This is a genomic window from Burkholderia sp. MR1-5-21 (genome assembly GCF_053427715.1).
In genome coordinates this window covers 99,105-125,206 of record NZ_JBSAXD010000020.1, presented here as the reverse complement: position 1 = coordinate 125,206, position 26,102 = coordinate 99,105, and the positions used below count along the sequence as shown (strand labels likewise).

The 26,102-nt window shown below is 67.0% G+C and carries 23 protein-coding genes; 5 read left to right on the top strand and 18 right to left on the bottom strand.

From position 1 onward, the window contains the following. Nucleotides 1-3: 3 nt before the first annotated feature. Complete coding sequence (locus tag ACV229_RS25430; RefSeq protein WP_448085868.1) at nucleotides 4-714, bottom strand: response regulator; 711 nt, start codon at nucleotides 712-714, stop codon at nucleotides 4-6. On the opposite strand from ACV229_RS25430, the gene ACV229_RS25425 reads away from it, so the two are divergent. Genes ACV229_RS25425 through ACV229_RS25415 form a run of 3 tightly spaced genes read left to right on the top strand, consistent with a single transcriptional unit; the run spans nucleotide 595 to nucleotide 6,577 of the window. Further along, a complete protein-coding gene (locus ACV229_RS25425; protein WP_448085867.1) occupies nucleotides 595-2,337 on the top strand; it encodes an efflux transporter outer membrane subunit in 1,743 nt (580 codons plus the stop codon). The two genes, ACV229_RS25430 and ACV229_RS25425, sit on opposite strands and share 120 nt — an antisense overlap. Beyond that, on the top strand, nucleotides 2,334-3,479 hold the full coding sequence (locus ACV229_RS25420) for an efflux RND transporter periplasmic adaptor subunit (RefSeq protein WP_448085866.1): 1,146 nt from the start codon (nucleotides 2,334-2,336) through the stop codon (nucleotides 3,477-3,479). Before ACV229_RS25425 ends, ACV229_RS25420 begins: the two co-directional genes overlap by 4 nt. Beyond that, on the top strand, nucleotides 3,476-6,577 hold the full coding sequence (locus ACV229_RS25415; protein WP_448085865.1) for an efflux RND transporter permease subunit: 3,102 nt from the start codon (nucleotides 3,476-3,478) through the stop codon (nucleotides 6,575-6,577). Before ACV229_RS25420 ends, ACV229_RS25415 begins: the two co-directional genes overlap by 4 nt. A gap of 97 nt (nucleotides 6,578-6,674) precedes the next feature. On the opposite strand, the gene ACV229_RS25410 is transcribed toward ACV229_RS25415, so the two are convergent. The 11 genes from ACV229_RS25410 to ACV229_RS25360 form a co-directional block, all read right to left on the bottom strand. Continuing rightward, nucleotides 6,675-7,619 carry an amino acid ABC transporter substrate-binding protein gene (locus ACV229_RS25410; protein WP_448085864.1) on the bottom strand — a complete coding sequence of 315 codons (945 nt, stop codon included), beginning with the start codon at nucleotides 7,617-7,619 and terminating at the stop codon, nucleotides 6,675-6,677. Between the two features lie 13 nt (nucleotides 7,620-7,632). Then, complete coding sequence (locus ACV229_RS25405; protein ID WP_448085863.1) at nucleotides 7,633-8,940, bottom strand: dicarboxylate/amino acid:cation symporter; 1,308 nt, start codon at nucleotides 8,938-8,940, stop codon at nucleotides 7,633-7,635. A gap of 153 nt (nucleotides 8,941-9,093) precedes the next feature. After that, nucleotides 9,094-9,855: a FadR/GntR family transcriptional regulator gene (locus tag ACV229_RS25400; RefSeq protein ID WP_448085862.1), complete on the bottom strand. Its 762-nt coding sequence runs from the start codon at nucleotides 9,853-9,855 to the stop codon at nucleotides 9,094-9,096. A 121-nt stretch (nucleotides 9,856-9,976) separates the two neighbouring features. Continuing rightward, entirely contained in the window at nucleotides 9,977-10,849 is an 873-nt protein-coding gene (locus ACV229_RS25395; RefSeq protein ID WP_448085861.1) for an amidohydrolase family protein, read from the bottom strand. A gap of 148 nt (nucleotides 10,850-10,997) precedes the next feature. Next, the gene (locus ACV229_RS25390) at nucleotides 10,998-11,939 is read right to left on the bottom strand and encodes a substrate-binding domain-containing protein (protein WP_448085860.1); all 942 of its coding nucleotides are present in this window, start codon (nucleotides 11,937-11,939) and stop codon (nucleotides 10,998-11,000) included. Nucleotides 11,940-12,019: 80 nt separating this feature from the next. Continuing rightward, complete coding sequence (locus ACV229_RS25385) at nucleotides 12,020-13,057, bottom strand: ABC transporter permease (RefSeq protein WP_448085859.1); 1,038 nt, start codon at nucleotides 13,055-13,057, stop codon at nucleotides 12,020-12,022. Between the two features lie 19 nt (nucleotides 13,058-13,076). After that, nucleotides 13,077-14,651: a sugar ABC transporter ATP-binding protein gene (locus tag ACV229_RS25380; RefSeq protein ID WP_448085858.1), complete on the bottom strand. Its 1,575-nt coding sequence runs from the start codon at nucleotides 14,649-14,651 to the stop codon at nucleotides 13,077-13,079. Between the two features lie 33 nt (nucleotides 14,652-14,684). Continuing rightward, complete coding sequence (locus ACV229_RS25375; protein WP_448085857.1) at nucleotides 14,685-15,461, bottom strand: SDR family oxidoreductase; 777 nt, start codon at nucleotides 15,459-15,461, stop codon at nucleotides 14,685-14,687. Nucleotides 15,462-15,593: 132 nt separating this feature from the next. Further along, nucleotides 15,594-16,871 (bottom strand): L-fuconate dehydratase, encoded by a 1,278-nt coding sequence (locus tag ACV229_RS25370; RefSeq protein WP_448085856.1) that lies wholly within the window; start codon nucleotides 16,869-16,871, stop codon nucleotides 15,594-15,596. Nucleotides 16,872-16,894: 23 nt separating this feature from the next. Further along, nucleotides 16,895-17,737: an ureidoglycolate lyase gene (locus ACV229_RS25365; protein WP_448085855.1), complete on the bottom strand. Its 843-nt coding sequence runs from the start codon at nucleotides 17,735-17,737 to the stop codon at nucleotides 16,895-16,897. Nucleotides 17,738-17,789: 52 nt separating this feature from the next. Then, on the bottom strand, nucleotides 17,790-18,554 hold the full coding sequence (locus tag ACV229_RS25360) for an SDR family oxidoreductase (RefSeq protein ID WP_448085854.1): 765 nt from the start codon (nucleotides 18,552-18,554) through the stop codon (nucleotides 17,790-17,792). A gap of 618 nt (nucleotides 18,555-19,172) precedes the next feature. On the opposite strand from ACV229_RS25360, the gene ACV229_RS25355 reads away from it, so the two are divergent. Together ACV229_RS25355 and ACV229_RS25350 are read left to right on the top strand one after the other, a co-directional pair. Further along, the gene (locus ACV229_RS25355) at nucleotides 19,173-19,463 is read left to right on the top strand and encodes a DUF3331 domain-containing protein (RefSeq protein WP_448085853.1); all 291 of its coding nucleotides are present in this window, start codon (nucleotides 19,173-19,175) and stop codon (nucleotides 19,461-19,463) included. 499 nt (nucleotides 19,464-19,962) lie between these two features. Next, nucleotides 19,963-20,265, top strand: coding sequence for a DUF4148 domain-containing protein (locus ACV229_RS25350; RefSeq protein WP_448085852.1), 303 nt, complete (start codon nucleotides 19,963-19,965; stop codon nucleotides 20,263-20,265). Between the two features lie 220 nt (nucleotides 20,266-20,485). Here the strand turns inward: ACV229_RS25350 and ACV229_RS25345 are convergent, their stop codons facing one another. From ACV229_RS25345 to ACV229_RS25320, 6 genes are all read right to left on the bottom strand, one after another. Next, the gene (locus tag ACV229_RS25345; RefSeq protein WP_448085851.1) at nucleotides 20,486-21,415 is read right to left on the bottom strand and encodes an alpha/beta hydrolase; all 930 of its coding nucleotides are present in this window, start codon (nucleotides 21,413-21,415) and stop codon (nucleotides 20,486-20,488) included. Between the two features lie 15 nt (nucleotides 21,416-21,430). Further along, nucleotides 21,431-21,922, bottom strand: coding sequence for a thioesterase family protein (locus ACV229_RS25340; RefSeq protein WP_448085850.1), 492 nt, complete (start codon nucleotides 21,920-21,922; stop codon nucleotides 21,431-21,433). 3 nt (nucleotides 21,923-21,925) lie between these two features. Continuing rightward, on the bottom strand, nucleotides 21,926-22,891 hold the full coding sequence (locus ACV229_RS25335; protein ID WP_448085849.1) for an L-carnitine dehydrogenase: 966 nt from the start codon (nucleotides 22,889-22,891) through the stop codon (nucleotides 21,926-21,928). 75 nt (nucleotides 22,892-22,966) lie between these two features. Then, on the bottom strand, nucleotides 22,967-23,896 hold the full coding sequence (locus ACV229_RS25330) for a 3-keto-5-aminohexanoate cleavage protein (protein WP_448085848.1): 930 nt from the start codon (nucleotides 23,894-23,896) through the stop codon (nucleotides 22,967-22,969). A 76-nt stretch (nucleotides 23,897-23,972) separates the two neighbouring features. Next, nucleotides 23,973-24,926 (bottom strand): choline ABC transporter substrate-binding protein, encoded by a 954-nt coding sequence (locus ACV229_RS25325; RefSeq protein ID WP_448085847.1) that lies wholly within the window; start codon nucleotides 24,924-24,926, stop codon nucleotides 23,973-23,975. A gap of 333 nt (nucleotides 24,927-25,259) precedes the next feature. Next, on the bottom strand, nucleotides 25,260-25,901 hold the full coding sequence (locus ACV229_RS25320) for an HD domain-containing protein (RefSeq protein ID WP_448085846.1): 642 nt from the start codon (nucleotides 25,899-25,901) through the stop codon (nucleotides 25,260-25,262). Between the last annotated feature and the right edge of the window lie 201 nt (nucleotides 25,902-26,102).

Here is a 26,102-nt window from a genome sequence, read left to right as displayed (position 1 = left end):
GGTTCAGTCCGCCAGCAGCTGGTAACCCATGCCGCGCACGCTGACGATCCACGGTTGCCCGTCGGGACGCTGCCCCAGCTTCTGGCGGATGCTGCTGATATGGACGTCGATGCGCCGGTCGAACCGTGCCAGCGGCCGGTCGAAAGCCTGCAGCGAGATATCTTCCTTGCTCACCAGCCGCCCGGCGTGACGCGCCAGGATTTCGAGCAGGCTGAATTCCGTTCCGGTCAATTCGAGCGGCTCGCCTTGCCACGTGGCGCGCCGGCTGGCAGGCCACAGCACGAGCGAGCCGGCGTGGATCGGGCCGCCTGCGCTGGCCGCGCCCGTGCCGGACGCACGGCGCAGGATGGCCCGTAGCCGGGCCACCAGCTCGCCGGGCGTGCAAGGCTTGGGGACATAGTCGTCGGCGCCCAGATTGAGGCCGGAGATGCGGTCGATGTCGTCGCCGCGGGCCGTCAGCATCAGCACCGGCACGCGGCTCGCCGCGCGAATCCGGCGCAATGCCTCGATGCCCGACAGGCGCGGCATCATCACGTCGAGCACCACGATGGCGAAGCGGCCCGACAGCGCGCGGGCCGCGCCGGTCTCGCCGTCGTGCGCAACCTCGGCGGCAAAACCTTCGTTCGCGAGATATTGCACCAGCATTGCGGTCAGTTCGGCGTCGTCGTCGACCAGCAGCACCGATGTCGTCGAGGATCGATCGGGATTCGTCATGACGCGAGTATCGCGCAACCGGTATGGCTCGACCAAGGCGCGCCGCAAAACTTTACGCAACTTAACCTAGCCGTACCGCGCTGGATCATGCACTCCGGACAATGGCGCTCACTGGCCCGGCATGGGCCCTTGGAGCACGCATTGACTGGAAACAAGCAAAACCGGCGCCGCCGCGCGTGGCTGGCCGCGATCGCGAGCAGCCTCGTGACATGCGCCTGCGCATTGCAGCCGCCGTATCAGGCGCCGCGGATGGCCACGGCCACCGGCTGGCACGCCGAACTGCCGCACGGCCGCAGCGTCGAGAACCTGGTCGACTGGTGGGGACGCTTCGACGACCCGGCGCTGCCCGAACTCGTCCGCCTGGCCGAGGCCGACAGCCCGACGCTCGCGAAAGCGGTCGCCCGAATCAACGATGCGCGCGCGACGGTGGTGTCCAACGGCGCGGACGCGTGGCCGTCACTCACCGGCAGCGCGTCGGTCACGCGGGAAAAGTCCGCCATCGCAGTGGGCAATACCACCGCCACGAGCCTGACGACGACGCGCAGCGGCTCGCTCGACGCTTCCTGGGAGATCGATCTGTTCGGCAAGGTGCGCTCGCAACGTGAATCCGCACAAGCGCAACTGGAAGCCCGTATCGACGACTGGCACGACGCGCGCGTTTCGCTGGCCGCCGAGGTGGCCGACGATTACGTGCAGTACCGCGCATGCCGCCTGCTTGCCCGCGCCTATCAGCAGTCGGCGGCGTCCTACGCGAAAACCGAAGGCAGCACGCGCGCGTCGGTCGCGGCCGGCATGACGTCGGCGTCCGACGGCTATCTCGCGGAAGCCGCCGCGGCCAGCGCCAACGCAACGGCCACGCAGCAGAACGTCACCTGCGAAGAGCTGGTCAAGTCGCTGGTGGCGCTCACGGGCGCCGACGAGCCGGAATTGCGGCGCATCGTCGACCGGACGGACGCGCCCGACCTGCCGAAGCCGGCGGCGTTCCGCGTGACGTCCGCGCCGGCCGACCTCGTCCGCCAGCGGCCCGACCTCGCATCGTCCGAGCGCGCGCTGGCTTCCGCCTATGCGTCCATCGGCAAGGCACGCGCGGATCGTTTCCCGAGCCTGTCGCTGTCCGGCTCGATCGGGCTGTCGGCCAGCAACCTGGTCTCCCCGCTGTCCACCTGGTCGTTCGGCCCGAGCCTGTCGGTGCCGTTGTTCGACGCCGGCAAGCGCAAGGCCGCCGTGGATTCGGCGCAAGCCAGCTACGACGAGCAGCTTGCCGCCTATCGCAGCACCGTCCGCACGGCGGTCAAGGAAGTCGAAGTGGCGCTGACCGATCTCGATGGCGCCGAGCGCCGCAGCGACGATGCGCGCCGCGCGGCCGAACAGTACCGACGCTACGAGCAGGCGATCGAAGCGAATTGGCACGCAGGTTTCGACACGCTGCTGACGCTGGAACAAGCGCGCCGCTCGCGGACGAGCACCGAGATCACCTACATCGAACTGCAGCGGGATCGTGTCCGCAGCTGGATCTCGCTCAACAAGGCCCTCGGCGGCGGCTGGCAGGGCAACGATGCCGCGATGCCGGTCGCCCGCGCCACACCCACTCCATCCGCCACCTCGCAAGGAACCACACAGTGAAGCTGAGTCGCCGCAAGGTCGCATTGGCCACCTTCATCATCATCGCCGGAGTCGCCGCGTGGCGGCTCGCGCCCGATTCCCACGCCGCGGCCGAGACGAAGGCGGCGCCTGCCGCACTGACAGTCAGCCTGGTGGCCCCCCAGTACCTCGAATGGCCCGACACCATCGAGGCCAACGGCAACACGGCCGCGTGGCAGGAAGCGGTGATCGGCGCCGAGACGGGCAGCCTGCGCATCAGCGAACTGCTGGTCGACGTGGGCAGCGAGGTCAAGCGCGGTCAACTGCTCGCCCGGCTTGCCGATGCCGCGGCAACGGCGGAGCTGCGCAAGCAGGAGGCCGCCGTTGCGCAGGCACGCGCCAACCTGCAGCAGGCCGAGGCCGACCTGAAGCGTTCGAAGAGCGTCGCCGACAGCGGCGCGCTGTCGGCGCAGAAGCTCGACGAGTACCGCATCACTGAAACCGTCGACCGCGCCGCCCTGGCGTCGGCCGAAGCCGAATTGCAGAACAAGCGTATCGCGCTGTCGCAGACGCGCATCGTCGCGGTCGACGACGGCACCATTTCGTCGCGCTCTGCATTGCTGGGCAACGTGGTGAGCGCCGGCACGGAGCTGTTCCGGCTGGTTCGCCAGGGGCGAGTCGAATGGCAGGCGGAGGTCGACTTGCAGCAGCTCGCGCGCGTTCGCGCGCAGCAGCCGGCGCGCGTGACGTTGCCGGGCGGAAAAGTGATCGACGGCACGGTGCGGCTCGTCTCGCCGACGCTGTCGACCAATACCGGCCGCGCGATCGTCTACGTCGCGCTGAACGGACATGACGCCCAGCCCGGCATGTTCGCCAGCGGCTCGATCCAGCTCGGTACGGCAAGGGTACTGACGCTGCCCGAATCGGCGCTGGTGCAGCGCGACGGCCGCACCGACGTGTACGTGCTGAATCGCGACGGCACGTCCGTCGCGCGGCGCACCGTGATGGCCGGACGCCGCCACGACGGTCGCTGCGAAATCGTGTCCGGGCTCACGGCGGACATGCGCGTCGTGGCCGGCGGCGGCGGCTTCCTGTCGGACGGCGCGCTCGTGAAGGTCGCGCAGCAGAAGGGGCTCGGCGGCATCGCCGCGGCAACCAGCATCGCACAACGGGGGGCGCTGTGAACGTTTCCTCCTGGTCGATCCGCAATCCCGTCCCGATCGTGCTGTGCTTCATCCTGCTGACCGTCCTGGGCCTGCTTGGCTTCCACCGGCTGCAGGTGCAGGATTTTCCGGACATGGATCTGCCGACCATCAACATCTCCGCCAGCCTGGAAGGTGCCGCGCCGTCGCAACTGGAGAACGAGGTGGCCCGCAAGATCGAGGACAAACTAACCTCGCTGTCGAAACTGGACCACATCACGACGAAGATTACCAACGGCGCGGTCGACATCAGCGTCTCGTTCCAGCTGGAGAAGGACCCGCAGGCCGCGCTGAGCGAAGTGCGCAATGCCGTCGACGGCGCGCGCGCCGACCTTCCCGCGGAAATGGCGGCCCCGACCGTCTCGAAAGTCGACGCCGCGACCTCCGCGCTCGTCACCTACACGGCGCGCTCCGCGGTGCTGGACGAACAGGACCTGTCCTGGTTCGTCGACAACGATCTGTCCAAGGCGCTGCTCGCGGTCAAGGGCATCTCCAAGGTCGAGCGGATCGGCGGCATCGACCGCGAAGTGCAGATCGACCTGAACCCGGCGCTGATGTCCGGTCTCGGCCTGACGGCGGAAACCGTGTCGACCCAGCTCAACGCGATGCAGCGCGACCGCTCGGGGGGACAGGGCGATATCGGCAACCAGCGGCAATCGGCGCGTACGCTGATCGGCATCGGTACCGCGCAGGACGTGGCCGCGCTGACCATCGCCACCGGCGACGGCCGGCGCGTGCGTCTCGACCAGATCGCCCGCGTGTCGGACGGCGCCGCGGACCGCACCACGTATGCCTATCTGAACGGCCAGCCCGTCATCGGCGTGCAGATCACGCGCGCCAAGGGCAATTCGGACGTGACCGTGCTGCACGACTTGCGCGGCGCCGTCAGCGCGTTTGCCGCCGCGCATCCGCAAGTGAGTCTCGTCGAAGCCAGCAATACCGTCGCCCCCGTCGAGGAGAACTACGAAGGCTCGATGAGCATGCTGATCGAGGGTGCGGTGCTGGCGATCCTGGTGGTCTGGTGGTTCCTGCGCGATGGCCGGGCCACGCTGGTGTCGGCGGCGGCGCTGCCGCTGTCGATCATCCCGGCGTTCGGCTTCATGTACCTGGCCGGGTATTCGCTGAACACGGTGACGCTGCTCGCCCTTTCGCTGGTGGTCGGCATTCTCGTCGACGACGCGATCGTCGAGATCGAAAACATCGAGCGCCATCTGCGCATGGGCAAGTCGCCGTTCCAGGCCGCGATGGAAGCCGCCGACGAGATCGGCCTCGCGGTGATCGCCACCACGTTCACGCTGGTGGCGGTATTCCTGCCGACGGCCTTCATGGCCGGCATTCCCGGGCTCATATTCCGGCAGTTCGGAGTGACCGCCTCGGTCGCCGTGGTGATGTCGCTGCTGGTCGCTCGCTTGCTCACGCCGATGATGGCCGCTTACCTGATGAAGGCCGCCGGTCACGCCGAACACGACAGCCCGCTGATGACACGCTATCTGCGCTGGGTACGCGCGTGCCTCGGCAAGCGCGGCCGGACGATGGCGGCCGTCGGCGTGTTCCTGCTGGTCTCCTTCGCGATGATCGGCGCGTTGAAGACCGGCTTCATTCCGCTGCAGGACAAGTCGCAGACCCAGGTCAGGCTGGAGCTGGCGCCGGGCAGCACGCTGGAATCGAGTCGCGCCACCGTGCTTCAGGCCGAGGCGCTGATCCGCCGGCTGCCCGAGGTCAAGGACGTGTTTGCGACCGTCGGGCGCGCCGACGACGGCAACGGCGCGCCCGGCGGCGCCAGCACGTCGACCGACGCGCGCAGTTCGACGCTCATCGTCGATCTGGTCCCGCGCAACGAACGCAGCCTCAAGCAGTCGGCGGTGGAAGACGCGATTCGCACGCAGTTGCGCGACGTGCCCGGCGTGCAGCTATCGGTGAACAACGGCGGCAACGGCGAAAAGCTGCAAATCACGCTGGCCGGCAGCGACGCGAGTTCGCTGGAAGCCGCGGCAGCAGCGCTGGAAAAGCAGTTGCGCACGCTGCGCGGCATCGGCAACGTCACGTCGAGCGCAGCGCTGCAACGCCCGGAAGTGCAGTTCCGGCCAGACCCTGCCAGGGCCGCCGCGCTCGGCGTGACGGCCGAGGCGGCGGCGGACGCCCTTCGCATCGGCACCTACGGCGACTATTCGACGTCGCTGCCCAAGCTGAATCTTCCGGAACGGCAAATTGCGCTGCGCGCGCGTATCGATCCGGCGTTGCGGCAGGATCTCGATGCCATCGGACAACTTCGCGTGGCAGGCACCCACGGCAGCGTGACGCTGGCGTCGGTGGGCACGCTCTCCATCGGCAGCGGGCCGTCGCAGATCGATCGGCTCGACAGGGACCGCAACGTTACGCTGTCCGTCGAACTGAACGGACGCACGCTCGGGGAAGTCAACCGCGAAGCGCAGCAATTGCCGGCGCTCAGGCATCTGCCGTCCGGCGTCCGCCAGGTTCAGCAAGGCGAAGTGCAGCGCATGGGCGAGCTGTTCAGCAGCTTCGGCCTTGCGATGGCGATCGGCATCTTCTGCGTGTACGCGGTGCTCGTGCTCCTGTTTCACGATTTCCTGCAGCCGGCCACGATCCTGTGCGCGCTGCCGTTGTCGGTCGGCGGCGCGCTGTTCTCGCTGCTGGTCACCCGCATGAGCTTTTCGATGCCGGCGCTGATCGGCCTGCTGATGCTGATGGGCATCGTGACCAAGAATTCGATCCTGCTGGTCGAGTATGCGGTCATCGCCCGACGCAAACGCGGCATGAGCCGGCTCGACGCGCTGATGGACGCCTGCCGCAAGCGGGCGCGCCCGATCGTGATGACGACCATCGCGATGGGGGCCGGCATGTTGCCCAACGCGCTCGGCCTGGGAGCGGAGCCCAGCTTCCGCCAGCCGATGGCCATCGTCGTGATCGGCGGCCTGCTCGCTTCGACGCTCCTGAGCCTGATCGTGATTCCGGTGGGGTTTACGTATGTGGATGATTTCGAGCAGTGGCTGCGCCGCCGCTTCGTGCGCAAGGCAAGCATGGAAGATGCCGGTCTGGCAGAGGATAAGGCGATGCATTGATGGCTTCGGAGCAGTCGACGCGTACATGCTGATGAAGCAGCGCCGAGTTACGCCAGGTACGCGGGCGTAATCGGCGTTGAACACCCGCCCGCAGCGCTCATTCCGCCTTGACGCCGATCGCCTCGATAATGGTCTCCAGTTGCGGGCTCATCGGCAGGTTGAGGCTGGTGCCCGACGGAAGCGGACGCAGGAACCAGCGCTTGTACTGACGCGTGATCTCGCCGTCGACGGCCAGCTCAACGAACGTGTCCTTCACGACCCGCGCGAGCTGTGGATCATCCTTGCGGAACATGATCCCGTACGGGTCGTACGAAAGGTAATCGCCCACCACCTCGTACTGGCCGCCCTTGCCCGCATTCTCGGCAATCAGGCCGTACAGCAGCACGTCGTCGGTCGCGAACGCGTCGGCGCGGCCGCTTGCGACGAGCGCGAAGCCCTGCGCGTGGTCCGGCACGATCTGCAACTGGATTCCGAGCTTGAATCGCGCGTCAAGGTCGTGCAGCGCCTTCTCGTTGGTCGTGCCGGCCGTCACCGCGACCTTCCTGCCCGCGAGATCGCGGAACGAGCGGATCGGCGAGCCCGCTTTCACCATGACCTTCGTGCCGGCCACGAAGATGATCGGCGAGAAGGCCACGCGCTTCTGACGCTCGAGGTTGCTCGTCGTGGAGCCGCATTCCAGGTCGACCTTGCCGCTGACCACCGCATCGATCCGGTTGTCCGACGTGACCGGTATCCAGCGGATCGCTAGATTCTTGTTGACCGCATCCTCGATCGCGGACACGAGCGCCTTGCAGAGCTCGATCGAATAGCCGATCGGCTGGTTGCGCACATTCAGGTACGAGAACGGTATCGACGCGTCGCGATAGCCGAGCGCGATCGTGCCACTGTTGCGCACTTTCGCGAGCGTGCCGGTCAACTGGGCCGGCGCGAATGGTTCGACGCGCGGCGGGGGCGGCGCTGTCGCGTCGTCGGCCCGCGCGGCCATGCCTGCGGCAAGGAGGCCGGCGAGCGCGAGCGCGCGCCAGAATCGCTGCATCTTCATTGCTCGGCCCCCGTCAGACATCCGCCGGATGCGCGATCGTCCCCGCCTGCTCCGCGTCGATGCGCGCCAGGTTGGCCTCGGCTTCCGCCTCCGACATCAGCTCCCCTTCCCACTTCGCGACCACCGCGCTCGCAATCGAGTTGCCTACCGCGTTCGTGGCCGAGCGCCCCATGTCGAGGAACGTGTCGACGCCGAGAATCAGCAGCAGCCCCGCCTCCGGAATCCCGAACTGGTGCAGCGTGGCGGCGATCACGACGAGCGACGCACGCGGCACGCCGGCCATCCCCTTCGACGTGAGCATCAGGACCAGCAGCATCGTGATCTGCGTGCCGAGCGAAAGGTGCATGTTGTACGCCTGCGCGATGAACAGCGCCGCGAACGTGCAGTACATCATCGAGCCGTCGAGATTGAACGAGTAGCCCATCGGCATCACGAAGCTCGAGATCTTGCGGCGAACGCCGAACCGGTCGAGCGCGTCCAGGATCTTCGGATACGCGGCTTCGGAACTGGCGGTCGCGAACGACAGCATGAACGCTTCCTTGATCAGCACCAGCAGCTTGAACACGCGTCGGCCGAGGAACAGCAGACCGGCGGCGACGAGTACCGCCCAGAGCAGGAACAGGCTGACGTAGAAGTCGCCCATGAAGACCGCGAACTTCAGCAGGACCGACAGCCCGTTGACCGCGACAGTTGCGGCCATCGCGGCCAGCACCGCGAGCGGCGCGAGCTTCATCACGTAACCGGTGATCTTGAGCATCACGTGCGACAGCTGGTCGATCGCGGCGACGAGGACCTTGCCGCGATCGCCGAGCGCGGCGAGCGCCACGCCGAAGAACATCGAGAACACGACGATCTGCAGGATCTCGTTGTTGCTCATCGCCTCCGCGAACGATCGCGGCACCATGTGGCCGACGAAGTCCTTGAGCGTGAACTTGGACGTCGCGAGGTTCGCCGACGCGCCGATGTCCGGCAGCGGCAAGCCGAGGTTATCGCCCGGCCTGAGCAGGTTCGCCATGAACAGCCCCAGCAGCAGCGAGATCAGCGATGCGGTGATAAACCAGCCGAGCGCCTTCGCAAACACGCGCCCGACCGATGCCGCGTCGCCCATGTGCGCGATGCCGACGACCAGCGTGGAGAAGACGAGCGGCCCGATCACCATCTTGATCAGCCGCAGGAACACGTCCGATACGAGCGAGATGTACCCGGCGATTTCGGCTGTAGCCTTTTTGTCAGGGAAGCTCGTGAAGATCATGTAGCCGATCACGATTCCCACCACCATCGCGATCAGGATCCAGACGGCTGCAGCATTCTTTTTCTGCATCGTGCGCCTCCCATGCACCGGTTATGTGACCGGGGATGGAAGGACAATACAGGACACGAACGGCGATGAACAGTGCAACCGGGGTTGGGGTTTTCGGTAGCACCGGCCTCTGACCGGCGCATCGGTCGTCACGCGCCAGCCCGATTCATCAGATCAATCGCAGGCACGCCCGAAAATCCGGATCACCTCATCCAGATGTTCGGCCATCGCGCGACGCGCGGCTTCCGGATCCCGCGCGCGGATCGCATCGAGAATCGCGCGATGCTCGCGTTCCGACCGGTGCGGCATGTCGCTCGGCGTGTACAGCGACTGCAGCCGCTGGAACATCGGATCGTACTTGCGCGCGAGCAGTTGCTTGATCATCAGCGCATAGGCCGGGTTGTCGCTCGCTTCGGCAATGCGGATATGGAACAGGCGATCGCCCGGATGCGTGCGCGAGCCGCTGCGATTGTCCTCCTCGTTGCGCAGAAAGGCGTCGTGGATCCCGGCGATCTGCGCGTCCGAGCCGTGCGCCGCTGCGAGCGCCGCGGCTTCCGGCTCGATCAGCCGGCGTGCCTGCAGCAGCGCGAACGGCGGGATTTCCGTATCGAGATCGAGTTCGATGCCGAGTTCGGGGTCGATCTCGACCACCGCGAGCGTGCGTGCTTTCGCGCTGCGTTCGACCGCCGGCGCCGCAGCCGTTTCCGGGTGCCGGACCTTCACGCCGTCACCGACGCGCACGCTGACGAGCCCGCTCACCTCGAGCGCAATCAGCGCCTCGCGCACCGACGTGCGCGACACGCCGAACTGCTCGGCCAGCTCGCGTTCGGGCGGCAGGTAACTGCCCGGCGGAAAGTCGCCGGACGCGATCATCGCGCTGAGCCGGTCGGCAATCTGCTGGTAGAGGCGGCGGTTCTGAATCGGCTGGATGGACATACGTTGATGCTTGACTTGCGGGGTGATCGGTTTCGGAGGGAACGGCCTGCAGCCCCGGAGCATTTCTGCGGACCATCCACGCTATTTTATCTGCCGGTTTCGCCGGGTCGATGCCACGGTTTCATGCAGGCAACCCGTAGCAACGCACCGCGGTGTCGCCCCACACTGCCCGCTGCTCGCCAGCCGACAGGCGGTTCGCCGCCCATCGCTCGACCAGCGACGCGACCTCGTCATAGGACGCGGCGAGCAGGCAGACCGGCCAGTCCGAGCCGAACATCAGCCGCTGCGGACCGAAGATCTCCAGCGCCGCGTCCAGACATCGCTCGATGTGCCGCATATCCTGCGCCCGCAAACCGCGCCGCCAGTCCGTTTCGGTGACGAGCCCGGACAGCTTGCACGCGACGTGCGGCAACGCGCCAAGCGCCTGCAACGCTTCTCGCCAGCGCGCGTACGCCGTATCGTCGCGATCGAAATCGGCGAGCGCGGGCTTGCCGAGATGGTCGAGCACGAGCCAGTGCGCGTCGTGGCGCGCGCAGAAATCGCGCACGTCCGGCAACTGGCGCTGAAACACGAGCACGTCGTATACATAGCCATGCGCCTGCAGCCACGCGACGCCGCGATTGAAATCCGGGTCCGCGACGAACGACGCGACATCGCGCTCGTCCTGCACCTGATGGCGAAAACCGCGCAGTTTCGGGCTGCGCCATTCGGCGACGCGCTCCGCGAGCTGCGGCGAACCGAGATCCTCCCAGCCGACCACGCCGGCGATGCGCGCATCGTCGCGCGCGAGATCGAGCAGAAACCGCGTCTCCTCGCGTCCCGCGCGCGCCTGCACCGCAATCGACGCATGCAGCGCCTGCGCGCGCATCAGCGGCCACGATTCGTCCGGCAGGCGATCGCGCGCGAGCATGTCCATGCCCGCGCCGATCCACGGGTAATCGTCCGCGCGATAGCGCCAGAAGTGCTGGTGGGAATCGATGCGCGGTGCGCTCATGGTGTCCTCGTGTTCAGCGTCGCACGCCGGTCTCGTGTTCCGGCGTCAAGCGCGTCGCCTTGCCGTAGCGAACCGATCGTCGCAACCTGGGGCCGCGGCCACGGTCGCGACGCACCGACGCCGCATGCGGCACACATACACGCGACGCTCAATCGTACAGCGCCGCCGCAACCTTCGGATCGTCGATGTTGGTCTTGTCATACCAGTAAAAGCCCGTATCGATGATCTTCGGCAGTTTCTCACCCTTGATCGACTTCACGGCCGCCTCGACGGTCTTGTAACCGATTCCGACAGGATTCTGCGTAATCGCGCCGAGCATCAGCCCGCTGCGGATCGCATCCTTCTGCAGCTTGCCGGAGTCGTAGCCGACGATCACGACCTTGCGCTTCATCTCGCGCACGCCGTTGACGACGCCGATCGCCGACCCCTCGTTCGTGCCGAAGATGCCCTTCAGGTTCGGATAGGCCTGCAGGATCGACTTCGTCACCTCGGTCGACTTCAGCTGATCGCCTTCGCCGTACTGCACGGTCACCACCCTGACCTTCGGATGGGCGCTCTTCATCCGCTCGAGAAAGCCGTCGCGTCGATCGATCCCGGTGCGGCTCGTCTGGTCGTGCGCGACCACCGCGACCTCGCCGTCGCCGCCGATCGCGGCGGCCAGCTTGTCGGCGGCGAGCGCGGCGGCGGCCTTGTTGTCGGTCGCCGCGGTCGTCACCGGAATGTCGCTGTCGACGCCGGAGTCGAACGCGATCACCGGGATCTTCTCCGCCTGCGCCTTCTTCAGCAGCGGCAGCGCGGCCTTGCTGTCGAGCGCCGCGAAGCCGAGCGCGGCCGGCTTCTTCGCGATCGCGGCCGACAGCATGTCGATCTGCTTGTCGACCATCGCCTCGGTTTCCGGGCCTTCGAACGTGACCTTCACGTGGTAATCCTTCGCGGCCTGCATCGCGCCCGACTTCACGGCCTGCCAGAACTGGTGCTGGAAGCCCTTCGAAATCAGCGGGATGTAGGATTCCTGCGCGTACGCGGCGGCGGATGCGCCGAGCGCGAGCGACAGGCCGAGCGCGATGCCGAGCAACCTGTTCCTGATCACTTCGTGTCTCCTTGTTCTATCGACTGGGGTGAGTCGCGGCGCGCGGCCGCGAACGGACGGCATCCGTGCCGCGCGCCGCCTCAGCGGCGGCGCCGGCGCAGGATGTCCATGTAGACGGCCAGGATGATGATCACGCCCGTCACGACCGTCTGCCATTCCTGCGCGACCGACATGATGCGCAGGCCGTTGGTCAGCACGCTCATGATGAACGCGCCGATGATGGTGCCGAGGATGCTGCCCGCGCCGCCCGACAGCGACGTGCCGCCGATCACGACCGCGGCGATCGCATCCAGTTCGTAGCCCTGACCCAGCGCCGGTTGCGCGGAGTTCAGGCGCGACGCGATCAGCAGGCCGGCGATCCCGCACACGGCGCCGCTGAACGTGTACACCGCGATCTTCCACGCGTCGACGTTCACGCCCGACAGCCGCAGCGCTTCCTCATTGCTGCCGAGCGCGAACGTGTAGCGGCCGAAGATCGTCCGGTTCAGCACGATCGACGCGCCGATCGCGACGAGGAACAGGATCAGCACCGCATTCGGAATCGGCAGCGCCGGAATCACGTTGCCGATCAGCGAATCCTGCGCGATCGACGTGAAGCCCGGCGTATCGTTGAAATAGATCGGCCGCGTGCCGGAGATCACGAGCGACAGGCCCTTCAACAGCATCATCATGCCGAGCGTCGCGATGAACGGCGGCACCTTCATCTTCGCGATCACGATGCCCGACACGCAGCCGGACAGTGCGCCGAAGCCGAGCGCCGCGGCGATGCCGAGCGGCAGCGGCATCCCCCAGTTGGTCAGCACGACCCCGGCCATCACCGCGCAGAACGTCATCAGCGTGCCGACCGATAGGTCGATGCCCGACGTGATGATCACGTATGTGCACGCGACCGCCAGCACGCCGTTGACCGCGGTCGCCTGCAGGATCGTGACGAGGTTGTCGACCTCGAGGAAGTTCGGCGATGCGAAGCTGAAGAACACGATCAGCAGCAGCAGGCTCGCGAACGCGAGCAGCTTCTGCCGCGCGGCCGGATTGAAGAATCGCGCCCTGAAGCCGGTGGCGCCGGCCGGTGTGTCGCTGGAAGCCATGGGTGGAACGGGATGCGTATCGTTGGACATGATCGTGTCGGCGTCGGAATCAGCTTGCGGAGGACGAATCGCGCAGCGTGGCAAGGTGCATGATCTTTTCCTGCGTGGCGTCGGCCGCGCTCAGCTCGCCGGTGACGCGGCCTTCGCACATCACGAGGATCCGGTGGCTCATGCGCAGCACTTCCGGCAGCTCGGACGAGATCATCACGATCGCCTTGCCGTCGGCTGCGAGCGCGTCGAGCAGCTTGTAGATCTCGCTCTTCGCGCCGACGTCGATGCCGCGCGTCGGCTCGTCGAAGAACAGGATGTCGCAGTCGCGCAGCAGCCACTTCGCGATCACGATCTTCTGCTGGTTGCCGCCCGACAGCAGCCGCACGGGCTGCGCGAGCGACGGCGTGCGGATCGCGAGCTGCCGCACGTACCCGTGCGCGGTGTCGCGCATCGCGCGCGCATCGAGGAACGCGCCGCGGCGCACGAAACGGCGCATGCTCGACAGCGCGATGTTGTTCTGCACGTCCATGCCGACCGCGAGCCCGAAATGCTTGCGGTCTTCGGACAGGTAGCCGATGCCGTGCGCGACCGCGTCGGCCGGCGTGCGGATCGCGACCTTCGCGCCGTGCACGCGGATCTCGCCCGCATCGACCGGGTCGGCGCCGAAGATCGCCCGCGCGACCTCGGTGCGGCCGGCGCCCATCAGCCCCGCGAAACCGAGGATCTCGCCGCGCCGCAGCGTGAAGCCGACATCGCGGATCGTGCGGCCGCGCGTCAGGCCGCGCACCTCGAGCGCGATGTCGTTCGCCGACGTGTCGGGCGGCGCGCGATGCTGCGTGTCGAGCTGGCGGCCGACCATCATCGCGATGATCGACTCCATCGACGTGCCGGCCATCGGCACGGTCGCGACATACTTGCCGTCGCGCATCACCGTCACGCGGTCGGCGATCTGGCGCAGCTCGTCCATCTTGTGCGAGATGTAGACGATGCCGACGCCATGCGTGCGCAGGTCGCGGATGATGCGGAACAGCTCGGCGATCTCCGCGTCGTTCAGCGCGGCGGTCGGCTCGTCCATGATCAGCACGCGCGAATCGAACGACAGCGCCTTCGCGATCTCGACCATCTGCTGGCGCGCGACCGTCAGCCGGCCGACCGGCGTGCGCGGATCGAGCGCGAGCCGCATGCGCGCGAAGATCGTGGCCGCGTCGCGGTTCAGGCGCTCCTCGTCGATGAACACGCCGAGCCGGCCGCGCGGCTCGCGGCCGATGAAGATGTTCTGCGCGACGCTCAGGTGATTCATCAGGTTCAGCTCCTGATGGATGATGCCGATGCCGAGCGCCTGCGCGGCGCGCGGATCGGCGATGTCGACCGCGCGGCCGTCCAGCAGGATCTCGCCGCTGTCCTTCTGATAGACGCCCGCAACGATCTTCATCAGCGTCGACTTGCCGGCGCCGTTCTCGCCCATCAACGCATGCACTTCGCCCGGCAGCAGGTCGAAGCGGCAATCGTCGAGCGCCTGCACGCCCGGGAAGCGCTTGCTGACGCCGTGCAGCGCGAGCAGCGGCGCACGCCCGGCCGCCGCGCGGTGCGGGTCGGCCGGCGGAGACGGCTGCGGAATCGGGTCGGGTGGCATGAGCGGTCCTCGATCGGAGTGCGGTCGCGCGGGTCAGCCCAGCGCGCGGTCGAGATGCGTATACCCGCCGTCGACGAACACCCATTGCCCCGTCGTATGCGACGCGCGTTCGGACAGCAGGAACACCGCCGTGTCGGCAATCTCGTCGGCGGTCGTGAAGCGCCGGCCGAGCGGCACCTTGCCGGCGATCTCGGCCAGCTTCGCGTCGGGGTCGTCGAAACCCGCGATCCATTTGCGATAGAGCGGCGTCATCACTTCCGCGGGAATCACCGCGTTCACGCGCACGCCGTCGTCGCGCAGCGCCGCCGCCCATTCGCGCGTCAACGAGAGCTGCGCGCCCTTCGACGCGCAATAGCCGCTCGTGTTGCCCTGCCCGGTGACGGCCGTCTTCGACGACACGTTGACGATCGCGCCACGCGCCGCCTTCAGGTGCGGCACGCAGTAATGTGCCATCACGTAGTAATGGACCAGGTTGCGCTCGAGCGACGCGACGAATGCGTCCCGGCCCGCATCGAGGCCGACGCCGTCGTTGATCCCCGCGTTGTTGACGAGGCCGTCGAGCCGGCCGAACTGCGCGACGGTCTGCGCGACCGCGTCGCGGCACCGCGTGTCGTCCTGCAGTTCGACTTCGAAGAATGCCGCGTGCGGCTGCCGCTGCTGCAGGTCGCGCCAGAACGCGTCGTCCGGTGCATGGCGCGCGAACACCACCGGAATCGCGCCTTCGTCAGCCAGCCGCAGCGAGATCGCCGCGCCGATGCCGGACGCGCCGCCCGTCACGATCACGACCTTGTGTTGCAGGTGCAAATCCAAGTTGCGTCTCCGTCGTTCCTGATATGGCCGCATTCTGCGTCGCGGTGCTTACGGTTTCATTCGCTGCGTCCCGCTCGTTGCGCTCGGCCCTTCCGGCGCGCAGCGCAAGCCCGTTATTGGCGTGAACCTGCCCTAGCCGCGGAAGCGATACCGTTCGAGCGACTCCCGCTTCATCTCGATCGAGAAGCCGGGCGCCGTCGGCGGCATGTACGCCGCGCCGCGCACGACGCACGGCGTGACGAAATGCTCATGCAGGTGATCGACGTACTCGGTCACGCGCCCCTCCTTCGTGCCGGAGATGCACACGTAGTCGATCATCGACAGGTGCTGCACGTATTCGCACAGCCCGACGCCGCCGGCATGCGGGCAGACCGGCAGCCCGTATTTCGCGGCCATCAGCATCACGCCGAGAATCTCGTTGACGCCGCCGATCCGGCACGCATCGACCTGCACGACGTCGATCGCGCCGCGCGCGATGAACTGCTTGAACATCACGCGGTTCTGGCACATCTCGCCCGTCGCGACCTGCACCGGCGCGATCGCCTCGCGGATCTTGCGATGCCCTTCGATATCGTCGGGGCTCGTCGGCTCCTCGATGAACCACGGCCGCGCAAACGCCAGCTCGTGCACCCAGTCGATCGCCTCGTCCACTTCCCACACCTGGTTCGCGTCGATCATCAGCTTGCGCTCGGGGCCGATCACGTCGCGCGCGATCGTTACGCGGCGGATGTCGTCCTCGAGGTTCGCGCCGACCTTCAGCTTCACGTGATCGAACCCCGCGTCGACCGCTTCCTGGCACAGGCGCCGCAGCTTGTCGTCCGCATAGCCGAGCCAGCCCGCCGACGTCGTATAGCAAGGGTAGCCGTCGCGCTCCAGCGTCGCGATGCGTTCGGCCTTGCCGGGCGCCTGCCGCCGCAGGATCTCGAGCGCTTCGTCCTCGGTCAGGCAGTCGCGCAGGTAGCGGAAATCGATCGCGCGCACGAACGCCTCCGGCGACAGGTCCGCGACGAGCCGCCACAGCGGCTTGCGTTCGGCTTTCGCCGACAGGTCCCACACCGCGTTGACGACGGCGCCGGTCGCGAGATGGATCGCGCCCTTGTCCGGGCCGATCCAGCGCAACTGGCTGTCCGACGTCACGTGCCGCCAGAACCGGCCCATGTCCTCGCGGATCCAGTCGAGATCGAGGCCGACGACGAGATGGCGCAACGCATCGATCGCCGCGCAGCAGATCTCGTTGCCGCGTCCGATCGTGAACGTGAGCCCGTGGCCTTCGAGCCCGTCGCGGTCCGTTTCGAGAATCACGTAGGCCGCCGAATAATCGGGGTCCGGATTCATCGCGTCGGAGCCGTCGAGCTGGCGCGAGGTCGGAAAGCGCACGTCGAGGACGCGCATCGATCGAATGATAGGCATGACGAACCGTCCGATAAAGGAAATCAGCCCTGCACGGTACGCTGGCGCTGCTCGCCGAGCCCCGTGATGCCGAGCGACATCGCCTGGCCCGCGCGCAGATAGACAGGCGGCTTCTGCCCGAGGCCGACGCCGGGCGGCGTGCCGGTCGAGATCACGTCGCCCGGCTGCAGGCTCATGAAGCGGCTCAGGTAGCTGACGAGGAACGGCACGCGGAAGATCATCGTCGCGGTCGTGCCGTCCTGGTAGCGCCGGCCGTCGACGTCGAGCCACAGCCGCAGCGCATGCGGATCGGGCACCTCGTCGGCCGTCACGAGCCACGGCCCGAGCGGGCCGAACGTGTCGCAGCCCTTGCCCTTGTCCCACGTGCCGCCGCGCTCGAGCTGGTACTCGCGCTCCGACACGTCGTTGACGACGCAATAGCCGGCGACGTGCGACAGCGCATCGGCTTCGGCGATGTAGCGGCCGCCGGCGCCGATCACGACGCCGAGCTCGACTTCCCAGTCGGTCTTTTCGGCGCCGCGCGGAATCTCGACGTCGTCGTTCGGCCCGCAGATCGCGCTCGTCCATTTGCCGAACACGACCGGCTCCTTGGGCACTTCCATGCCGGATTCGGCCGCGTGATCGGAATAGTTGAGCCCGATGCAGATGAACTTGCCGACCCGGCCGACGCACGCGCCGAGCCGCGGCGTGCCGTCGACGAGCGGCAGGTCGGACGGCGCAATGCCCGACAGGCGCGCGAGCGACGCCGGGGTCAGCACGTCGCCGGCGATGTCGTCGACCACGCCGGACAGATCGCGGATGCCCCCGTGCGCATCGAGCAGGCCGGGCTTTTCGTGGTGCTTCGGGCCGTATCTCAGCAGTTTCATGTCGTTGGTCAAGAAGAAGACAACAGGTGGAGGACGTGGCGCGCGGTCGGTGTCAGTTCGACCAGCCGCCGTCGATCAGATGAATGGCGCCGGTCGTGAACGACGATTCGTCGGACGCCAGGTACAGCGCGAGTGCGGCCACTTCGTCCGCGGTGCCGATCCGCCCCATCGGCTGGCGGGCGACGAAGCCCTGCCGCACGATGTCGGTCGATACGCCGCGCACGCGCGCCTGCTCGGCGATCCGCGCCTCCAGCGACGGTGACTCGATCGTGCCCGGACAGATCGCGTTGCAGCGGATCCGGTGCTCGACGAAATCCGCGGCGACCGATTTCGTCAGGCCGATCACCGCGGCCTTGGTCGTGCCGTACACGAAGCGGTTCGGCACGCCCTTCACGCTCGACGCGGCGGACGCCATGTTGACGATCGACGCGCCGCCCGCGGCGATCATCGCGGGCAGCAGCGCGCGGATCAGCCGGACCATCGACGTCACGTTCAGGTCCCACGAGAACGTCCACGCGTCGTCGTCGCAGTCGAGGATCGTGCCGTGATGCACGTAGCCGGCGCAGTTGAACAACACGTCGAACGCGGCTTCGGTGGCGGCCAGTTCCGTCACGTCGTGCGCGCGGGTCACGTCGAGGTGCCGCGTCATCAGCCGGCCGCCCGCGTCCCCGGCATCGGCCGCGAGCTTCGCGAGCGTCGCGTCGTTGATATCCGTCGCGAGCACGTCGGCGCCTTCGCGCGCGAAACGCAATGCGGTGGCGCGGCCGATGCCCTGTCCGGCCGCCGTGACGAGCGCGCGCTTGCCCTGCAGTCTCATGGGTTCCACTCCTGTCCGATTGGCACAAAGGACCAAAGGTCCAACCAATCATAGGAAGTGATTTTCGACTTGTCACGGAAATGGGATTCAGTGTTTTCCCGAGCATGGAAATCGGGAATCGGAGGGCGTCAGGGGGGAATCGCAGGGCGTCGGAGGACGGCGCCGGGCCCGCCCAGCATGCCTTTGGACGAATCTGACAAGACATTGGGCGAATCTGACAGGAAAGTCATCTTCGCGTCAGCGTCCCAACGGTCCGCGCCCGCCATCATGACCTGCATGGCCCGCCGATGGTGACACCACACCCGCCCGCCTCCGATCCCGGCGGGCACTCCGTCCTGTGCGGCGTCCCCGTGCCCTGGCGAGAGGGCATGACGGCGCGGCCTGTTTTGCCGCCCCGGACGCGTCCCGTCCGGGGCGTTTTTGTCTACGGTTTTCGACGAAAGTAAGCCTGGATTGTTTCTGAATCGGCAAAAGGTAATTTGAGCCAGACAGGATGTTTTTTCCGGTCACAGACGCTTACATTTAGCGGACCACTCATGGAAACCGCTACGGAATCGCGATCGGGCAGTGAGATCCACTGCCCGGGCCGGTTCCGCACGAGCTTTAGGAAACGGCAAAATGAAGGCCTCCAAATCCCTGCCTGCGCTCGATGCCGCCGACGTCCACGTCGAAATCCTCGAACGTTCCGATACGCTGCTCGTCATCCGCTGGGTCGAACCCGGCCGCTGTCACTACGGCGAGCAGCGCTGGCGCCGCCGCTTCGCGCAGCGCACCGGCACCTGCGCGCTGTCGCGCCAGGTCATCCAGCGCGGCGACGAAGTGTTTCGCCCCGCCGAACGCCCGGCGCCGGCGAACGCGGCCGCGATGATCTCCGCAGCCGAAGTGCTCGGCCTGTCGGGCGGCAAGTAATACCGATCTATCGTCAGAGCCTGTTCCCGGCATGACAGGTGCTGGAAGCGCCCGTCTATAGCCGTCGCTTGTCTGCCTCTCGCGCAGCACGGCTACGCGGCGACCAGCCTGCAATTCGCCGGTCCGGGGATGGATCGCGCGACTGCACGCGCCGCACGCGACGCCGGTCGCGCGGCGTTGCTGCGGGAGGCTTCGGAAGCCGCGACGGGCGTGCGTTATCTCAGTTCGGGCGTTGCAGCGGATCGCGTGGCGGCCGGACCGTATGGCGGCGGTGCCGCCGCGCCGGACACCCGTTGATCGCTCGCTCCTTCTTCACGCTTATTGCGCAGCGCGAAACGAAAGCACATTGAAAGATTGATTCAGCGCCGCATTTTTACCGCTCAGGAAACAATCTTTAATCAAAGTTGGCGTTTACCCTGAAGACCCCGGTGACTAAGATTTCATCAATCGCTTAAGACATGGTGTCGAGAGCGAACTCAATAAAACACCGGAGGTCATCATGAAATCGCTCGTTTATGCAGTCGTTGCCGCTACCGCCCTGTCCGCTTCGTTCGGCGCATTCGCGCAAAGCACCGTGACCCGCGCGCAAGTGCGCAACGAGCTGGTCCAGCTCGAGAAGGCCGGCTACAAGCCGGGCGTGTCGAGCCCGTACTACCCGGAAGACATCCAGGCTGCGCAAGCGCGCGTGCATGGTGACGACAACAGCGGCTACGGCGCGCAAGCCGCGCCGGTCGTCCGTGCAGGCAGCCCGGCTGCCGAGACGAAGTCGAACCCGCGCGACTCGATCTTCTTCGGTCAGTAAGCGTCACGCGCCCGTTGCGGGCGTCGCGCATCGCGCATCCAGTATCCGGACGAGCCCCGCTGTCGGGCTCGTCTTTTTTTGTGAACAGGAAACCTCCGCCGCACCGAAAGGGACGGCTTCGCCCGGGCGCCTCGCGTCCGGGCGCTTTTTCGCTGGGTGCAGCGAATTCACCGACGTCACCGGTTCGTGTGTGCGACCGCCCGCCGTTACGCGCGGCGGATCACGCGCGCGGCGCGACGAGGAACGCCGCGATCTCGCGATGCATCCGCGCCGCCTGCGGACTCGTGTCGAGCGCACGCCAACAGCCGTGCACGAGCCCTTCCCCAAGCCAGAAACGCGCGATGCCGCCCGCCTCGCGAATCCGCTCGACGTAGACCCGTGCATCGTCCCGCAGCGGATCGTGCTGCGCGCCGATCGCGAGCACCGGGGGCAAGCCGTCGAAACGCGCGGCGTCGAGCGGCATCGTTCCACTCGGCGGCGGTCGATCCCCCCAATACAAAGCGCGATAGCGATGGACATCGTCGAGGGTCAGCATCGGCGCGTGCGCTTCGGTGTCACGCGCCGGCCGCTGCGGCTCGCTGCCGAGCATCGGATAGACGAGCGCGATGCCGTCGATCCCGTTCTCGCCCGTGTCGCGCAGCGTCGTCGCGACGGCCGCCGCGAGCATGCCGCCCGCGCTGTCTCCCGCGAGCGTCAACGGTCGCGTGCACGGCCCGAACGGCAAATGCGCCACCAGCGCCGCGCAAGTGACGGTCAGGCAATCGTCGAGCGCAGCCGGCGCCGGATGCTCAGGCGCAAGCCGGTAATCGACCGCGATCACCTCCAGCCCGGCATCGGCCGCGAGGCGCGCCGCGATCAGCGCATGACTGTCGAGCGACCCGACGACGAATCCGCCGCCATGAAAAAACAGCACGGTGCCGCGCGGCGCACCGTGCGCGGGCCGGTAGCGGCGCAGCGGAATGACGCGGCCGTCCGGCGCGCAATACGCGCGGTCTTCCTGCACGATTCCCGGCGGCAGCGACGCCGGCGTCCACGCGGCCGCAAAACGCTCGTACACGCGGCGCTGCTCGTCCGGCGAACGCGTCGCCGCATCCGCCGGATACCATGCGTCGACTGCCGCGACGAACGCCGCGATTTCCGCTTCGAGCATCGTTCGCGTCCGGCGTCAGCGGCGTGACGGCGGCAGGCCGATCACGCGCCCCGCATAGGCGGGTGGCGGGCTCTCGCGCTGCAACGCGTGCAGCGCCGCGACCTGCTCCGCGACATCGGCATCGAACGGCGCCGATTTCGCGCCGTCGCGCGTGTCGACATGCAGCATCATCTGCTCGCTCGCGGACACCGGCTCGTCGAGCCCGTCCGCGAACAGCTCCAGATACAGGTGCAGCCGCTTCGCGTCGTGCGCGAGCACGCGCGCGTCGACCCGCACGCGCCGCCCCTCCTTGATCTCGTGCAGGTAGTTGATATGCGTCTCGAGCGTGTAGACCGAGCGTCCCCGCGACTTGCGCGCCGCGTCGTCGAGACCGATGCGGTCCAGCAGCGCATCGGTCGCGAAGCTGAAGATCAGCAGGTAGAACGCATCGCGCAGGTGCCCGTTGTAGTCGACCCATTCGGGCCGCACGACGTCGCGGTATATCGTCAGCGGGGTATCGCCCGTCATCGTTCAGTCCTCGAATCGCATGCCATGCCGCGCCTTCACCGCGGCGATCGCGCGCAGCACCTCGGTAATGCACTCGTCGCGATAACGCTCGAGTTCCTTGATGCTGCGCGTGCCCTGCTGCTCGGTCGTGCCGTCGACGACGCGGTCGATCAATGCGTCGGTCAGTTGCGGCGCGACGAGCTTCGTCCACGGCAGCTCGAGCGCCGGGCCGAATTGCTGCATGAAGTGTCGCATGCCCGCATCGCCGCCGGCGAGCGTGTAGGTCAGGAACGTGCCCATGAACGACCAGCGGATGCCCGCGCCGAAGCGGATCGCGTCGTCGATCTCGCCCGTCGTCGCGACGCCTTCGTTGACGAGGTGCAGCGCCTCGCGCCACAGCGCCTCGAGCAGCCGGTCCGCGATGAAGCCCGGCACTTCCTTGCGCACGTGCAGCGGCCGCATGCCGAGACGGCGATAGATCTGCATCGCCGCTTCCACAGCTTCGGGCGCGGTGCGCGCGCCGCCGAGCACCTCGACGAGCGGCAGCAGGTACACGGGATTGAACGGATGGCCGACCACGCAGCGCTCCGGATGCGTCGCGCGCGCATAGAAATCGGTCGGCAGCAGCCCCGACGTCGACGACGCGATGATCGCGTCCGGCTTCGCCGCGCGGCTGATCTGCTCGTGCAGTTCCAGCTTCAGCGCCTCGCGCTCGGGCGCGCTTTCCTGGATGAAGTCCGCGCCGGCGACGCATTCGTCGATCGTCGCGACGAAGCGCAGGCGCGCGGGATCGGCGCCCGGCGCGAGGCCGACGCGCTCCAGCGCGGGCCACGCATTCGCGACATTCGCGCGCAGTTGCTTCTCCGCGCCGGGCGCGGGATCCCATACCACCACGTCGAGACCGTGCGCGAGCGCGCGGGCAACCCAACCGCTGCCGATCACGCCGGTGCCGATTGCGGCGAACGTCTTGATGTCGGTAATCACAGCCATGACAAACGCATCCTTCAAATCGAGTGAAATCGGGCGACGGCCGCATCCGTGCAGCCGCCGTGCTGCATTCGGACCTCAGGCAAATTCGGCGATCGCGCGGCGTTCGAGCGGACGCTCGCCGCGCGCCGGCAGGCCGAGCTTGCGACGCCCTTCGGCCGGCGTCAGCACGCGGCCGCCGAGACGCTCGACGAGTTCGCGCGCACGCTCGACGAGCGAGCCGTTCGACGCGGGCACGCCGCGATCGAGCCACAGGTTGTCCTCGAGACCGACGCGCACGTGACCGCCGAGCAGCATCGCCTGCGCGACCATCGGCATCTGCATCCGGCCGATGCCGAAACCGGCCCAGTGCGCGCCCGGCGGCAGGTTGTCGACCATCGCCTTCATCGTGCCGGTGTCGGCCGGCGCGCCCCACGGAATGCCGAGGCAAAGCTGGAACAGCGGCGGATCGTCGAGCAGGCCTTCCTTCAGCAGCTGCTTCGCGAACCACAGATGCCCGGTGTCGAAAATCTCCAGCTCCGGCTTCACGCCGAGTTCCTGGATGCGCTTCGCGCCGGCGCGCAGTTGCGCGGGCGTCGACACGTAGATGTAGTCGCCGTCGCCGAAATTCAGCGTGCCGCAGTCGAGCGTGCAGATTTCCGGCAGCAGCTCCTCGACGTGCACGAGGCGCGTCAGGCCGCCGACGAGGTCGGTGCCCTTGCCGAAGCGCATCGGGTCCTCGCCGGGGCCGATCTCGAGATCGCCGCCCATGCCGGCCGTCAGGTTGATGATCACGTCGACGTCGGCCGAGCGGATCCGGTCGACCACTTCGCGGTACAGGTTCGGATCGCGGCTGCCGCGCCCCGTCTGCGGATCGCGCACATGGCAGTGCGCGACCGTCGCGCCTGCCTTGGCCGCCTCGATCGCGGCGGCCGCGATCTCCTTCGGCGTGACCGGAATCGCCGGGTGCTTGCCGACCGTATCGCCCGCGCCGGTCACGGCGCACGTCACGATGACTTCGTGGTTCATGCTGATTGCCTCGTTGGGTTCTGGTTGCTTCGTGGATCGTCAGGACACCGGAGCATGGTGTCCGTCTCTGTCTCCGTCACAGGCCGAGATAGGCCTTCACCGCCGGCAGGCCGTCCTTGCCGTCGAACGTCTTCACGCCCGCGAGCCACGGATCGAGCACCTGCGGGTTTTTCTTCAGGTAGGCCTTCGCGGCCTCGGACGGCTTCGTCTTGTTCATCACCGACTGCATCAGCTGGTTCTCGAGCTGCGTCGTGAAGCGCAGGTTCGTGACGAGCTTGCCCGCGTTCGGGCAGCGCGCGATGAAGTCGGGCGCGGTGAGCGTGTACACGCGCGCTTCGCCGTAGTTCGGCCCGAACGACGCATCGCCGCCCGACAGGTAGTTCATGCTGATCTGGATGTTCATCGGATGGGGCTCCCAGCCGAGAAATACGACCCACTTCTTGTCGCGGATCGCGCGATCGACGGTGACGAGCATGCCCGCCTCGCTCGATTCGACGAGCTTGAAGCCGCCGAGCCCGTACTGGTTCGTGTCGATCATCTTCTGGATCGTCGCGTTCGCGCTGCTGCCCGGCTCGATCCCGTAGATCTTGCCGTCGAGTTCCGCGCGGTGCTTCGCGATGTCTTCAAAAGTCTTCAGGCCCGCCTGGTATTCATAGCTCGGCACCGCGAGCGTCGCCTTCGCGCCGGACAGGTTCGGCGTCTCGACGACGTTGATCGACTTGCTGTCGAGGAACGGCTGGAGCTGCTTCTGCTGCACCGGCCACCAGTAGCCGAGCGACACGTCGAGCTGCTTGCTCTTGAGCCCCGCGAACGAGATCGGCACCGACGAAATCGTCGTGGTCGGCTTGTAGCCGAGCGCCTCGAACACCGTCGACGCCATCGCGGTGGTCGACGTGATGTCGGTCCACCCAATGTCGGCGAAGCGCACGTTGCGGCAGCTCTCGGGATCCTGCCCGGCGAGCGACGCGGTCGACCACGCACACGCCGCCAGCCACACCGCGCCGAGCGCGGCAAACTTTCTCGACTTCATGGTTCCTCCCGGTTCGATGGAGCGAGCAGGTGGTTGGCGGGATGCGTCCCGGCCTGCATCGTGGCATCAAAAGTAACGAGCCATATTCGCGGCAAAGCGACCGCCCGCGACCTGTTCTTGACCAGGTGCGACTATGCGTAAAAACCACTAGGTCTTGTAGATTCCTTGCTGGACGGGGCTCGGCGGGTTATTGGCGATTATTCTGGCTTGTCTCGTTGCGCCGAGGAAATCGGGGTACCGTTGCAGTCAGGCCCGAGCCGCCAGCCTTCGGCTCGTGCGAACGGCGCGCGGTTCATGGCCGCCAGCCCGAACCGCGCCCCGAGCAACGCAAACTCATCCGCCCCAGGCAGAAGACCGGATCACACTGCAGAAATTCGTCGCATGAAAATGCGGATCCTTGTCGGCCAGCACGTCTGCCTTGACGTTGCCGAACGTCGTCGCCGGCTTGTGCCTGATCCCATCGTAGAACGCCTGGATGATGTCCTCCTTGAAGTGCGGCGTACGCGGATGTGCGTGAACGACGGCCTCCCGCTCGACGTCGCTGTATTCCGCATACGTGAGCCCCAGCACATCCATTTCGACACCGGCCGTCACGAGCGCGATGACGGGATGCATGTGCTGCGGGATTCCGGGCGTCGTGTGCAGTGCAATCGCGGTCCACACGACGTCGATGTCCTGCGGGGCAATGCCCTTGCCCTTGAGGAAATCTCGCGCGGCATTGGCGCCGTCCACCTCGAAGCGCTCGCAGTCGCTGCTGTGTTCGTGCGTCAGCCCCATGTCGTGAAACATGCACCCGCAGTACAGCAGCTCGGGATCGTACTTGAGCCCGCGACGCTGGCCCGCCAGCGCGGCGAAGTAGTAGACGCGGCTCGAGTGATGGAACAGCAAAGGCGACGCCGTATCGCGGACCAGCTCGGTAATCTCGCGAGACATCTGGCTATCGGGAATGGTGATGCCGCCAACGTTCATAGTCATGATCGACCTCCATGGAAAACACCTTCGATTCTCCGGATTCGATAGTTGTCTTCAATAGACGCATCACGACAAATCCTGCCATTTTGCGTGACGGACGGCCACGGCGCCGTGATGACAACGCACGCGTTGCGACTCGGATCGCGTTCCGAAATCACGGGGCGTCTATACTGCTACGCGTCGCGCTCGACGCAACACCAATCC

Bases quoted from the DNA above. Each gene is read 5' to 3' on its own strand.
- ACV229_RS25430 (WP_448085868.1), bottom strand. From the start codon at position 714: ATGACGAATCCCGATCGATCCTCGACGACATCGGTGCTGCTGGTCGAC.
- ACV229_RS25410 (WP_448085864.1), bottom strand. From the start codon at position 7,619: ATGAAGATGCAGCGATTCTGGCGCGCGCTCGCGCTCGCCGGCCTCCTT.
- ACV229_RS25405 (WP_448085863.1), bottom strand. From the start codon at position 8,940: ATGCAGAAAAAGAATGCTGCAGCCGTCTGGATCCTGATCGCGATGGTG.
- ACV229_RS25400 (WP_448085862.1), bottom strand. From the start codon at position 9,855: ATGTCCATCCAGCCGATTCAGAACCGCCGCCTCTACCAGCAGATTGCC.
- ACV229_RS25395 (WP_448085861.1), bottom strand. From the start codon at position 10,849: ATGAGCGCACCGCGCATCGATTCCCACCAGCACTTCTGGCGCTATCGC.
- ACV229_RS25385 (WP_448085859.1), bottom strand. From the start codon at position 13,057: ATGTCCAACGATACGCATCCCGTTCCACCCATGGCTTCCAGCGACACA.
- ACV229_RS25380 (WP_448085858.1), bottom strand. From the start codon at position 14,651: ATGCCACCCGACCCGATTCCGCAGCCGTCTCCGCCGGCCGACCCGCAC.
- ACV229_RS25370 (WP_448085856.1), bottom strand. From the start codon at position 16,871: ATGCCTATCATTCGATCGATGCGCGTCCTCGACGTGCGCTTTCCGACC.
- ACV229_RS25365 (WP_448085855.1), bottom strand. From the start codon at position 17,737: ATGAAACTGCTGAGATACGGCCCGAAGCACCACGAAAAGCCCGGCCTG.
- ACV229_RS25360 (WP_448085854.1), bottom strand. From the start codon at position 18,554: ATGAGACTGCAGGGCAAGCGCGCGCTCGTCACGGCGGCCGGACAGGGC.
- ACV229_RS25355 (WP_448085853.1), top strand. From the start codon at position 19,173: ATGAAGGCCTCCAAATCCCTGCCTGCGCTCGATGCCGCCGACGTCCAC.
- ACV229_RS25350 (WP_448085852.1), top strand. From the start codon at position 19,963: ATGAAATCGCTCGTTTATGCAGTCGTTGCCGCTACCGCCCTGTCCGCT.
- ACV229_RS25345 (WP_448085851.1), bottom strand. From the start codon at position 21,415: ATGCTCGAAGCGGAAATCGCGGCGTTCGTCGCGGCAGTCGACGCATGG.
- ACV229_RS25340 (WP_448085850.1), bottom strand. From the start codon at position 21,922: ATGACGGGCGATACCCCGCTGACGATATACCGCGACGTCGTGCGGCCC.
- ACV229_RS25335 (WP_448085849.1), bottom strand. From the start codon at position 22,891: ATGGCTGTGATTACCGACATCAAGACGTTCGCCGCAATCGGCACCGGC.
- ACV229_RS25330 (WP_448085848.1), bottom strand. From the start codon at position 23,896: ATGAACCACGAAGTCATCGTGACGTGCGCCGTGACCGGCGCGGGCGAT.
- ACV229_RS25325 (WP_448085847.1), bottom strand. From the start codon at position 24,926: ATGAAGTCGAGAAAGTTTGCCGCGCTCGGCGCGGTGTGGCTGGCGGCG.
- ACV229_RS25320 (WP_448085846.1), bottom strand. From the start codon at position 25,901: ATGACTATGAACGTTGGCGGCATCACCATTCCCGATAGCCAGATGTCT.